10 protein-coding genes are annotated in these 11,473 nt (G+C 62.9%); 2 read left to right on the forward strand and 8 right to left on the reverse strand.

What is annotated here, in order from left to right; genetic code table 11:
• Positions 1 to 61: 61 nt before the first annotated feature.
• Together J2X43_RS06865 and J2X43_RS06870 are read right to left on the reverse strand one after the other, a co-directional pair.
• Positions 62 to 1,423: an EAL domain-containing protein gene (locus tag J2X43_RS06865; protein ID WP_112390561.1), complete on the reverse strand. Its 1,362-nt coding sequence runs from the start codon at positions 1,421 to 1,423 to the stop codon at positions 62 to 64.
• Positions 1,424 to 1,547: 124 nt separating this feature from the next.
• Positions 1,548 to 3,269 carry a response regulator gene (locus tag J2X43_RS06870; protein ID WP_112390562.1) on the reverse strand — a complete coding sequence of 574 codons (1,722 nt, stop codon included), beginning with the start codon at positions 3,267 to 3,269 and terminating at the stop codon, positions 1,548 to 1,550.
• A gap of 181 nt (positions 3,270 to 3,450) precedes the next feature.
• Between J2X43_RS06870 and mutL the strand changes: the two genes are divergently transcribed.
• Complete coding sequence (mutL, locus tag J2X43_RS06875) at positions 3,451 to 5,280, forward strand: DNA mismatch repair endonuclease MutL (RefSeq protein WP_310292472.1); 1,830 nt, start codon at positions 3,451 to 3,453, stop codon at positions 5,278 to 5,280.
• Between the two features lie 66 nt (positions 5,281 to 5,346).
• Positions 5,347 to 5,577, forward strand: a complete 231-nt coding sequence (locus J2X43_RS06880) for a DUF2093 domain-containing protein (protein WP_112390564.1) — start codon at positions 5,347 to 5,349, stop codon at positions 5,575 to 5,577.
• A gap of 3 nt (positions 5,578 to 5,580) precedes the next feature.
• On the opposite strand, the gene lpxK is transcribed toward J2X43_RS06880, so the two are convergent.
• The 6 genes from lpxK to J2X43_RS06910 form a co-directional block, all read right to left on the reverse strand.
• Positions 5,581 to 6,621 (reverse strand): tetraacyldisaccharide 4'-kinase, encoded by a 1,041-nt coding sequence (lpxK, locus tag J2X43_RS06885; protein ID WP_310292476.1) that lies wholly within the window; start codon positions 6,619 to 6,621, stop codon positions 5,581 to 5,583.
• A gap of 104 nt (positions 6,622 to 6,725) precedes the next feature.
• On the reverse strand, positions 6,726 to 7,445 hold the full coding sequence (locus tag J2X43_RS06890; protein ID WP_310292479.1) for an HAD family hydrolase: 720 nt from the start codon (positions 7,443 to 7,445) through the stop codon (positions 6,726 to 6,728).
• A gap of 8 nt (positions 7,446 to 7,453) precedes the next feature.
• Positions 7,454 to 8,770 (reverse strand): lipid IV(A) 3-deoxy-D-manno-octulosonic acid transferase, encoded by a 1,317-nt coding sequence (gene waaA, locus J2X43_RS06895; protein WP_310292482.1) that lies wholly within the window; start codon positions 8,768 to 8,770, stop codon positions 7,454 to 7,456.
• A gap of 175 nt (positions 8,771 to 8,945) precedes the next feature.
• Positions 8,946 to 9,194: a DUF4170 domain-containing protein gene (locus J2X43_RS06900; protein WP_112390568.1), complete on the reverse strand. Its 249-nt coding sequence runs from the start codon at positions 9,192 to 9,194 to the stop codon at positions 8,946 to 8,948.
• Between the two features lie 61 nt (positions 9,195 to 9,255).
• Positions 9,256 to 10,065, reverse strand: coding sequence for a 3'(2'),5'-bisphosphate nucleotidase CysQ (locus J2X43_RS06905; RefSeq protein WP_310292484.1), 810 nt, complete (start codon positions 10,063 to 10,065; stop codon positions 9,256 to 9,258).
• A gap of 15 nt (positions 10,066 to 10,080) precedes the next feature.
• Positions 10,081 to 11,427 (reverse strand): TldD/PmbA family protein, encoded by a 1,347-nt coding sequence (locus tag J2X43_RS06910; protein WP_310292487.1) that lies wholly within the window; start codon positions 11,425 to 11,427, stop codon positions 10,081 to 10,083.
• Positions 11,428 to 11,473: the final 46 nt, after the last annotated feature.

Here is an 11,473-nt window from a genome sequence, read left to right on the forward strand (position 1 = left end):
CCGCGCGGTGAATATAGTGTAGATGGCGGCGTCCTCAGGGGCGCTGCTATTTTTATGGGGATCAGGCGGAAACGCGTTCGGCGCCGGCGGAATCGTAGTTTTCGTGCAGGTAGCGCAGCGTCGCGATGCTGTCGGCCGGTTTGCCGAAATGATAGCCCTGCCCCATGCCGCAGCCGAGGGCACGGAGCTTGACGGCTTCCGAATAGTCTTCGATGCCTTCGGCGACGACCTCAAGGTCCAAGCCTTCGCACATCGTCAGGATCGCCTTGATGATATGCTCGGAGGCGCGGTCGTTGTTGATGCGCGAGACGAAGGCGCGGTCGATCTTCACTTTGTCGAAGATGAAGTCGCGAAGGCGTCCGAGGCTTGACTGGCCGGTACCGAAATCGTCGAGCGAGACGCGAACGCCTGCCTGACGCAGATCGGAGATGATGCGGTGGGCGGTATCGGCCGAACTCATGACCGCCGTCTCGGTAATCTCAAGCTCCAGGCGATGCGGATCGAAACCGACGCGGCCAAGGATCGACAGCACGTTGGCGCTGGTGCCGGGGTCCATCAGCTGCGCCGACGACAGATTGAACGAGAGGAAAAGCTCGCGCGGCCAGGAGAGCGCTGCCTCTGCAGCCTTGCGCAGCAACGTTTCAGAGAGCGCATCGATAAAGCCGCGCTCTTCGGCGAGCGGCACGAAGACACCCGGCGAGACGAAACCGAGATCCGGATCGTTCCAGCGGGCAAGCGCTTCGAAACCGACGACCTGATTGTTGGCAAGCGAGACGATCGGCTGGAAATGCACGTCGATTGCATCGGAGATGATGGCGTTTCGAAGCGCCTGTTCCAGCTGCGTGGCGCGCTTCATTTCCTGCGCGATCTCGCGCGAATAGACGGTGATCTGGCTACGGCCGCGGCGCTTCGAGCGGTAGAGCGCTGTTTCGGCACTCTTCAGCAGCTCGTCAAATTCCTCGCCTGCAAAGGGATAGATGGCGAAGCCAAAGGAGGCGGAGAGACGAACGTTGCGGTCGCCGAGATCATAGGGTGCCGACAGCACTTCGCGGATCATCTGGCCGAATTTCTCGGCACTGGCGCGTTCGAAAATCAGTGGCAGCACGAAGGCGAACTCGTCGCCATCATGGCGCGTCACAAGTGCGCCGTCAGGAATGCAGGCTTTCAGGCGGTGAGCCACCTGGCACAGAATCTCGTCGCCCGCGGCCGAACCGAACAGATCGTTGATCGGCTTGAAGGAATCGAGATTGGCGATGCCGATGGTGAAGGGCGCAGGATCGCTGGCGCGCTCGGCGGAGATCTGCGTCACCCGATCGCGCATGCGGTGGCGATTACCAAGTCCGGTCAACGGATCGGTGTAAGCCATGGCCTGGAGCTCGTTCTGGCTCACGGGCAAAAAGGGTAAGTCCGCCGGCTTCATCATTTGACCTGAGAAATTCACTCCCTCCGGGGAGAATGGCGGCCAAGTCTTAATAAACCGATAGTGGAAAGGCGATGTTTCGGGTTGCAGACGCCCCAAAATCTAGGGAGTTGACCAAGCTTTCCGTTCAACCAAGAGCCCGCACCTGCTCGGGCTGCAAGTGTTTCTGGAAGATCGTCTCCAGTATATCCGGGCTGACCGGCTTCATGATGACATCATCCATGCCGGCCTTGGCGCATTCGGCGCGGTCGCGCTCGAATGCCTGGGTCAGGACGCCGATGATCGGGGTCTTGTCCATGCCGCCCTCTTCGATGCCGCGGATCATGCGTGCGGCCTCAAAACCGTTGAGGCCCGGCAGCGAAATATCCATCAGCACGATCTGCGGCTTGTGTTCGGTCCAGAGCCTGACGGCCTCGTCGCCGCTGGAGGCGATCATGTAGCGGTAGCCGAGGCCTTCGAGGATTTGCGAGAAGACGATCTGGTTGATGTCGTTGTCTTCCGCGACCAGAACCTGCAGGCCGTCGCCATCTGCGGAAGTGGAGATTTCCCAGTCGGCTTCGGGCTCGCTGACCGCACGATTGTTGCGGTTGAAATGACGGGCAACCTGGAAGGTAAGCTCGTTGGCAAGCTGGAAGCCGTCCATGATCAGCGCCGGAATGCCGTGCTGATTTGCGAGCTCCAGGCAGCGCATGCCCATCTGGTTGTCGATGATGATCAGATCGAGATCGATCCCGGCAGAGGCCGCGATCTCCAGGAAATGCTCCTCCTCATCCTCGCCGCGAATGGCGCAGGCTTCGAAGCCGTATTTGGCAAGGGTGCGCAATGCTGCGGTCTCGGCGGCGAGATCGCCGGTGACGACGAGGATCTTGCGGCCGGAAAAATTCTCCGGGACGATCGCTTCCATTGCCGCCGGCTCGCGCCGCGTCGCCTCGCCGTTCAGCGGCACATAGGCCCGGCGGTAGGACTGGTGGCTGGAGGTGGTGACCGAAGTGGCGCGGTCGAACTCGTCGAGATCGGCGCCATCGCGCGGCAGGTCCTGCATGGTCGAAACCAGGAAATAGCGGCCGGGCTTGCCGATGCGGTGCTTGCGGCTGACGATATCGCGCTCCGATCCATCGCGCGAAACCTGGCGCTGGCGGGAGATCGACATTTCGCCGGTCTCCAGCACATGGCGATCGCTTTCCTCGAAGCGGCTGGCAATCTCGGCGGAGAACAGGTCACCGCTTTTGCGCCCCAGCACCTCGTCGGGTGTCGTCTGGAATTTCTCGCAGAAGGCGACGTTGACGGCGACGTAATTGAGATTGCGGTCCTTGACGAACAGCGGGAACGGCAGATTGTCGAGGATGTCCTCAGTCAGCTGCACGCGCTCCAGATCGGCGCGCCACTGTTCCTCACGCTTGCGCTCCTCGGAAATGTTGGAGATCATCGAGACGCAGTAACCGCTCGGCAGCCGGCGCTTGATCAGCCGGATCCAGCGATCGGGACCATGGCGCTCGATGATTTCGAAACGTTCGCGCCAATGCGAGGCAATCTTCTGCGACAGCCAGTCCTCGCGCCCGAGCACACCGCCCGGTTGTTTGGCGGAATATTGCTGGCGCACGCCGGTATCGAAGACGGCGCCGAGAAAATCGCGCAGCCGGGTACCGGCTTTCAGCATCGAAGGCGCGATCGGGAAGAAGTCGAGAACCTGGCGGCTCGCGAAAATCATCTGATCGTTCTTGTCGTAGACGATGAGTGCGGCAGAGAGGCCATCGGAGACGGCATCGAAAAGTGATGCCTGGAGATCGGGTTCGACCGGCAATTCGTCGCTCACGGATGATGCGTCCGTCTTTTCGAAGCCGGCACTCATGCCCTAAAATCCCACATCTATCCGATTTAATAGCGCTATTTGGTGGTATGCGATTAAAATGCCAGCTTTCTCCTAACGGCGGCTTAACATTAAGCCACCCCAAATATGGGGGTCGGAAGCGCGGCTCTGGACGAGCGCTTTTTGCCCTTCCATCGGGCGGCCGAATCCACGAAAATGGCGCATGGCCATCAGACAGCTCTCCGAAACGCTCATCAACCAGATCGCCGCCGGCGAAGTCATCGAACGCCCGGCGAGTGCGGCCAAGGAATTGATCGAGAACGCGCTCGACGCCGGCGCGACCCGCATCGAAATCGCAACCTCAGGCGGCGGCAAGGGCCTGCTTCGCGTCAGCGACAATGGCGCCGGCATGGATGCCGCCGATCTCGAACTCGCGGTCAAACGGCATTGCACGTCGAAGATTTCGGACACGCTCGACGATATCCGCACGCTCGGCTTCCGCGGCGAGGCCCTGCCCTCGATCGGCTCGGTCGCCAAGCTCAGTATCTCCAGCCGCCGTAAGGACAGCGCCGGCGGCAGCGAGATCGCGGTTTCCGGCGGCAAGTTCCTGCATCTCAGACCTTCCGCCTCGAACCCCGGGACGATCGTCGAGGTCCGCGACCTGTTCTTCGCGACACCGGCGCGGCTGAAATTCCTGAAGACGGAAAAGGCCGAAGCAGCCGCGATCACCGAAGTCGTCAAGCGCATGGCGATCGCCTTTCCGGGCGTGCGCTTCGTTCTCTCGGGCACCGACCGCAGCACGCTGGAACTGCCTGCCACCGGTGACGACCATCTGGCGCGCATGGCGCAGATCCTCGGCAAGGATTTCCGCGACAACGCCATCGAGATCGACGCCGAGCGCGAGGATGTGGGCCTGACGGGCTTTGCCGGGGTGCCGACCTTCAACCGCGGCAATTCCGGCCACCAATATGCCTTCGTCAATGGCCGGCCGGTGCAGGACAAGCTGATCCTGTCGGCAATCCGCGGCGCCTATGCCGAGACCATCCCCTCCGGCCGCTATCCAGTGGCCGTGCTCTCCTTCAGGCTCGATCCCGCGCTTGTCGATGTCAACGTGCATCCCGCGAAATCCGATGTGCGCTTCCGCGATCCCGGACTGATCCGCGGCCTGATCATCGGCGCAGTGCGCGAGGCGCTTGCCCGTGACGGCAGCCGCGCCGCCACCACGGGTGCCGACGGCATGCTGCGCTCCTTCCGTCCCGGGTTCCAGCCGAACGCCTATCAGCGGCCGCAGACGCAGGCGCCCTGGTCGCCGGAGACGTCACCGTCGCGCCCCTATCAGGTTGCCAATACCGGCTTTGCCGAGCGGCCACAGGCCTCCTTCGACGGACTGGTGACGCCGACGGCGCGTTCCGAACCACAGCCACAGAGCTGGCAGCAGCCGGCGGCAGTGCCGCGCGAGGAAGCGCCGCAGCGCTTCCCATTGGGTGCTGCCCGGGCGCAGATCCACGAGAACTATATCGTCGCCCAGACCGAGGATGGTCTGGTCATCGTCGATCAGCATGCCGCCCATGAGCGGCTGGTCTTCGAGGCGATGCGCAAGGCGCTGCATTCGAAACGGCTGCCGTCGCAGGTGCTCTTGATCCCTGAAATCATCGACCTGCCGGAAGAGGATTGCGACCGGCTGATGGTGCATGCCGAAGGGCTCGGCGAGCTTGGCCTGGCGATCGAGCGTTTCGGGCCGGGGGCGATCGCAGTGCGCGAGACCCCGGCACTGCTCGGCGAGGTCGACGCACAGGGGCTGGTTCGCCAACTGGCCGACGAGATTGCCGAATGGGACACGGCCTCCGGCCTGTCGCAGAAACTCGAATATGTCGCCGCCACCATGGCCTGCCACGGCTCGGTGCGCTCCGGCCGGCGCATGCGGCCGGAGGAGATGAATGCGCTGCTCAGGCAGATGGAAGTGACGCCGGGCTCCGGCCAGTGCAATCACGGCCGGCCGACCTATATCGAGCTGAAACTTTCCGACATCGAACGGCTGTTCGGCCGAAGCTGAAAATACTGGCAATGTCTTACGCGCCGCTATATGGCAGGAGGATAAAGCCGCAAGGAACGGAGCAGGATGAACTTGTTTGAAGGTCACGGAAACCGCGAGGCGAAAATCCGCTATCTCGACGCCGATTTCCAGATCCTGTCGCCGGGCTCCTACGTCGTCTGCGCCATGACCGGCAAGCACATCCCGCTCGACGAGCTGCGCTACTGGAGCGTTGCACGCCAGGAGCCTTATGCCGACGTGATCTCCTCCTTCGAAGCCGACAAGCGCGCCGGCGTGCTGCCGAACCAGAGGCGCTGATCTCTAGCTCTGCTTTGCTTCCCGCAGGCGGCGGGCGCGGCAGGCCTCGATGGCTCTGTCGATGATGAGACCCGGCGCCTGCGGGTCCTCGAAGGCCATTTCCACCTCGATCACCCTCGATTTCTCTGCCAGCTCCTGCGCTCTGCCGTGATGACCGGCCAGGCGGACGAAATCCTTCGATGTGGTGACGATCTGCAGATTTTCGCGGGCGGCGATTTCGATCAGGTTGCCGATCTCGTCGTCGCTCAGATGTTCATGGTCACCGAAGGATTTGGCGACCGCGATCTCGGCACCCAGCGTTTCAACCGTGCGGAAGAATTTTCCGGGATCGGCGATGCCGGCGAAGGCGAGCACGCGGCAGCCTGAAAGCTCGTTCATGCCGACGGTTTTCAGCGCGGCGGTGAAATAGGGTTTACCGGCGCGGGCTGCCGTGCGGACGATGGCATCGGCGGCATTGCCGTTGCCGACCTTCAGCAGCGCCGTTGCATAGCGCATCTGCACCGGGATTGGCGCCCTGACGGGACCACCCGGTACGGTGTGGCCATTGCCAAGGCCGCGCGCCGTGTCGATGACTAGAAGGGCGTAGTCCAGCGCCAGACGGGCGCTTTGGAAGCCGTCATCCATGATGATCAGGTCGGCGCCTTCCTTGACCAGGCGTTCGGCGCCTTCGACGCGGCGCCGGGAAATGACGGTGAGCGCCTCGCGGGCGAGCAGCAGCGGCTCATCGCCGACGGCCATCGCCCGGTGATGGGCAGCATCGACGACCGTCGTGACATCGAGCGAACCGCCGTAGCCGCGGCTGAGAAAGCCCGGTTTCAGGCCCTTGGCCTTGGCGGCGCGGGCAATGGCCAGCGCCGTCGGGGTCTTTCCGGCGCCGCCGACCGTGAAATTGCCGATGCAGATGACGGGAATAGGCACGGAGGCGCGGCGCGCATGCTTCATGCGATAACCGGCGACCCCGCCGTAGATCAGCGAAATGGGCGACAGCGTCCAGGCCCGCCAGTCGGCTTTCGTCCACCAGAATGGCGGCGCTTCGGATACCATGATGTGCCTGCCCTGTGCTTCCGGCACCCATGGCAACCGGCTATCCCCTTCAACTGGCGGCAAAGAGAGGGCAAAACCAAAGAAAAAGCAAGCCTTTGCCTAGGCTACGCCGGCTGAAGCCCCGGCAACAGCGGCTCGAGCTCGGTGATGTCATTGAGGCAGTAGTCGGATGCGGCGGACAGCGATTCACGCGAGCCGGTGCCGGTGAGCACCGCGACCTTGAGGCCGGCATTGGCGTTGTGGCCCATATGCAGGTCGTGATTGTTGTCGCCGACGACGGCGACCTGGGACGGCTCGAGACCTGTCGCCTTGCAGAAGCCGAGCACCATTCCGGCTTCCGGCTTGCTACCGAAGCCGCTGTCGTAGCCGGCGATATAATCGACATATTGGGCAAAGCCGAAGCGCTGGGCGGTTTGGCGGATCGAGCGTTCGTTGTCGCTGGAGGCGATGCCGAGCTTGAAGCCGCGGGCATGCAGGCGGGCGAAGAAACCGGCGAGATCTGTGACCGGCACGGAGAATTCGGCAGCGTTGGAAAACAGCGTATCGAGCTTGATGGTGAGCTCGGTGACCTCCACCTTCGAACCGGCGGCGACGAGACCCTCTGCGATCTGGCGGGTATTGCCGGCGGCCAGCAGGCTGTCGGGAACGATATGGCCGCTCACCGGATCCATGCCGGTTTCGCGCAGCAGGTGATCGGCGAGTGCGGCATCGTCTTCTGATGCGATGCGGGCGAGTTCGCGGTTAACAGGCAGCCAGCTCTCGTCGTAATCGAGGAGCGTGCCGTCCTTGTCGAAGAGAATGCCCCTGATACCCTCGAGTGCCATTGTTACCCTCAGCCTTGCGCCGATTTCGGCAGCAGCCTTGCCTTCACCGTCAGCGGATTGATGTAGGGCTCGAGCGCCTTCACCGTCGCCGTCAGTGCTCCGCGCATTTCTTGCACGGCGGCGATGCCGGCCTCGATCATATTGCGGCGTGCGTCGTCGTTGATGAGCAGATAATGCACGCCCTTGGCCAGCATCTCGGTGTCGCGCACCATGCGGGCGCTGCCGCGGCGGGCGAGCTTCTGATAGGCCTCGCGGAAATTCTGGACGTTGCTGCCCGAGAGAACCGCACAGCCGAGCATGGCCGGTTCCAGCGGATTCTGGCCGCCTTCGGCATAAAGCGAGCGGCCGACGAAGACCACTTCGGTGAGCCTGAGATAGAGACCCATCTCGCCGATCGTATCGCCGAGGAAGATATCGATGTCAGGCGTGATGATATCGTTGCGGGTGCGCCGCGCGACCTTCAGTCCCTGAGCGACGAGCATCTGCTCGATCTCGTCGGATCGCTCCGGATGGCGCGGCACGATGATCGTCAGCTGGTTGTTGCGCTCCTTCAGCGTCCGGTGGACGACGGCGGCGGCATTCTCCTCGCCGTCGAACGTCGAGATGGCAGCCCAGGTCTTGCGGTCGCCGATCTGTTGCTTGTAGCGGGCGAAGATGGCGGCGTCATAGGGCGGCGCGTCGGTATCGACCTTCAGGTTGCCGGAGGTCATGACATGGCGGGCGCCGAGATCGCGGAAGCGCTCGGAATCCAGATCGGACTGGGCGATCACCAACGCCAGGTTCTCGAACAGCGCCTCGGCGATCGACGGGCGGCGCTGCCAGCGGGCGAAGGAGCGGTCCGACATGCGGGCATTGACGAGGATCTGCGGAATGCGGCGGCGGCCGAGCTCCATCATCGTCGCCGGCCAGATTTCGGACTCGGCGATGATGGCGCAATCGGGCTGCCAATATTCGAGGAAGCGGCTGACGGCCGGCTTCAGGTCGAGCGGCACATATTGATGGATCGCCTCGCTGCCGAGCCGGTCGGCGGCGACCTTGGCCGAGGTGATGGTGCCTGTGGTCAGGATGACGTGGATATCGCGGCGGCGGATTTCGCGGATCAGCGGGATGACGGCATTGGTTTCGCCGACGCTGGCGGCATGAAACCAGACCAGCGGACCCTGCGGCCGGTTGGCGCTCGCATAGCCGAAACGTTCCGTCCGGCGGGCGCGCTCTTCCTTGCCCTTGGCGGTGCGATAGGCGAGATAGGCGCCGACCAGCGGCGTCGCCACGATGCCTGCGGTCCTGTAGACGCCCAGCGCGAACCGCGCTCCTGGCGAACTCATCTAAAACGTCTCCGATCGACAATGATCGACATCAAACCCATTCCCCAATTATTGTTGCGGCGGCAATGGCCGATTAATTTGTTCAGAATGCGTCATTCGACGGGGTGGGGCGTAACGCCCCGGCAGGAGACGGCGCCGCCACGAAGGCGGCTACCCTGCTGAAAAGCCTATAAAATCAGTTGCTGCCGGTCTTGTCTTGCGGATCAAGCAGGCGGTGCATGTGGACGATGAAGTAACGCATATGTGCGTTGTCCACAGTCGACTGTGCCTTGCCCTTCCACGCCGTCAGTGCGGATGCGTAATCGGGAAAAATACCGACGATGTCGAGATCCTTCAGATCGCGGAACTGAACGTCATCGAGACTTTCCAGTTCGCCGCCAAATACGAGGTGCAGCAGCTGCTTCTTGCCACCGGATTCCGTCATTTTCTTCTCTTTCTTTTCTGGTCTCCTCCGCGCCTTCATCTGCGGGATTTTGACGGAAACGTCAACTGCTTCGTATCGAAGCCAGCCCCTCCAGAAACTCGGGCAGGCGGGGTGCCGCAGCGCCGCAGAGCGCACCGTGGCTGACGGCAGCGCGGTTATAAATGACAGGGTTGCCGTCGAGACCGGTCAGCTGCCCGCCTGCCCGCTCGAGGATCAGATCGGCGGCGGCGAGATCCCAGTCGTGGGAGTTCGGCTTGACGAACGTCCCTTCTAGGCGGCCATCGGCCACCATGGCGATGCGATAGGCAAGCGAGGGAACATGCTTGACCCGCTCGATGCCTTCGCGGAACGGAGCCGGGAAGGATTTCAGCACGTCCTCGGCGATCGCAAACCGGCTGACCGTTCCCGGACCGTTTGCCGAAACCGCGATCGGTTCGCCGTTCTTCAGCGCTGTGCCACCTTCGACAGCTTCGAACAGTTCTTCAAGCGCCGGCGCATAGAGCACTCCGGCGACAGGACGGCCGCGATGGACGACGGCGACGCTAACGCACCAAAGGGTCTGGCCGCCGAGAAATGCCCGGGTGCCATCGATCGGATCGATGATGAAGACGGTGTCACTGGCAAGCCGAGCCGCGCTGTCCTCGGTCTCCTCGGACATCCAGCCATAGGTGGGGCGGGCGGCGCGCAGGATCTTCTCGAGCGTTTCGTTGGCGGCGAAATCGGCGGCGCTGACCGGCGAGCGGCCTTCGTTCTTCCACCAGACCTCAGGCGACTGGTTGAAATAGCTGAGCGCGACGCGGCCCGCCTGCTGGGCGGCATCGGCGATCAATGCGAGATCGCTCTGCCAGCGGGCGCTTCTGTCGTCACTCATTCTTCAATCCAATCTTCAGCGCCCGGCGAGCGTCATGCCCTCGATGGCGAGTGTCGGGGCGGCGACGCCGTATTTGTAGTCGATGTCATTTGCAGGGGTCACCCGCATGAACATCTCCTTGAGGTTCGATGCGATGGTGACCTCGGAGACCGCGAAGGTGAGTTCGCCGTTTTCGATCCAGAAACCAGTGGCGCCGCGGCTGTATTCGCCTGTTATCATGTTGACGCCCTGGCCGATCAGCTCGGTGACGTAGAAGCCGTTGCCGACGCTGCGGATCAACTCTTCGGGTGAGACGTCGCCGGGATTCAGCGCCAGGTTGGTGGAGGCCGGCGTCACCGAATTGCCGCCGCGCACGCCGCGGCCGTTGGTTTCCATGCCGATTTCGCGGCCGGTCGATGTGGAGAGGAACCAGTGCTTCAGCACGCCGTCCTCGATCATCACAAGCTTTTCGCCGGAAACGCCTTCGCCATCGAACGGGCGCGAGGACGGACCGCGGACGATCAAGGGATCGTCGGTGATCGACAGCCCGGATTTCAGAACCTGCTGGCCCATCTTGTCACGCAGGAAGCTGGTCTTGCGCGCCACCGAAGCGCCGTTGATGGCACCCGCAATGTGGCCGATGAAGCCGCGGGCGATGCGCGGGTCGAAGACGACAGTGACGTCCTTGCCTGTCGGCACCTGGCGCGGATTGAGACGCTTGACGGTGCGCTCGCCGGCGCGCCGGCCGATATCGGCGGGATCGTCGAGCTCGCTGTAGTAAATCCGGCTGTCGTAATCGTAGTCGCGCTCCATGCCGGTGCCTTCACCGGCGATGACGCTGACCGAGCGGCCGAAGCGCGAGCCCATGTAGCTGCCTTCGAAGCCGTGCGAGGTGACGAGGACGAGACCACCCATACCGCCCGAGGCGCCGCCGCCGGAGGAATTCGTCACACCCTTGACCTCAAGAGCTGCGGCTTCGGTTGCGAGCGCTGCCTCCCGCAGTATCTCGGACGTCACGTCCGTGCGGTCGAGAAGCTCAAGATCGGGATAGGATTTGGCGAGATTGGCTTCGTCGGCCAGGCAGGCGAAGGGATCTTCCGGCGAGACCTTGGCCATGGCCACGGCCCGCTCGGCAAGCGCCGTGAGGTCGAAACCCGGATTGGCCGAGACGCTCGCCACCTTCTTGCCGACGAAGACGCGGAGCGAGAAATCGTCGCTTTCCGACGACTCCGTGCCTTCGACCTTGCCGAGACGAACGCTGACGGATTGCGAGCGGGAACGGACGACCACCGCATCGGCGGCATCGGCACCGGCTTTCCTGGCAAGATCGATCAGCTGGCTGGCACGGGAAAGAAGTGTCGAGGAATCAATTTCTGAGGACATGATTTGGCCTTTCCTTCGGCTTCCATTTATTGTGCAGTTCGGAAAG

This window comes from Rhizobium sp. BE258, from assembly GCF_031457345.1.
Classification (GTDB): Bacteria; Pseudomonadota; Alphaproteobacteria; order Rhizobiales; family Rhizobiaceae; genus Rhizobium.

Excerpts from the sequence above, each read along its gene's own strand:
- J2X43_RS06865 (WP_112390561.1), bottom strand. The coding sequence starts at position 1,423 with ATGATGAAGCCGGCGGACTTACCCTTTTTGCCCGTGAGCCAGAACGAG.
- J2X43_RS06870 (WP_112390562.1), bottom strand. The coding sequence starts at position 3,269 with ATGAGTGCCGGCTTCGAAAAGACGGACGCATCATCCGTGAGCGACGAA.
- mutL (WP_310292472.1), top strand. The coding sequence starts at position 3,451 with ATGGCCATCAGACAGCTCTCCGAAACGCTCATCAACCAGATCGCCGCC.
- J2X43_RS06880 (WP_112390564.1), top strand. The coding sequence starts at position 5,347 with ATGAACTTGTTTGAAGGTCACGGAAACCGCGAGGCGAAAATCCGCTAT.
- lpxK (WP_310292476.1), bottom strand. The coding sequence starts at position 6,621 with ATGGTATCCGAAGCGCCGCCATTCTGGTGGACGAAAGCCGACTGGCGG.
- J2X43_RS06890 (WP_310292479.1), bottom strand. The coding sequence starts at position 7,445 with ATGGCACTCGAGGGTATCAGGGGCATTCTCTTCGACAAGGACGGCACG.
- waaA (WP_310292482.1), bottom strand. The coding sequence starts at position 8,770 with ATGAGTTCGCCAGGAGCGCGGTTCGCGCTGGGCGTCTACAGGACCGCA.
- J2X43_RS06900 (WP_112390568.1), bottom strand. The coding sequence starts at position 9,194 with ATGACGGAATCCGGTGGCAAGAAGCAGCTGCTGCACCTCGTATTTGGC.
- J2X43_RS06905 (WP_310292484.1), bottom strand. The coding sequence starts at position 10,065 with ATGAGTGACGACAGAAGCGCCCGCTGGCAGAGCGATCTCGCATTGATC.
- J2X43_RS06910 (WP_310292487.1), bottom strand. The coding sequence starts at position 11,427 with ATGTCCTCAGAAATTGATTCCTCGACACTTCTTTCCCGTGCCAGCCAG.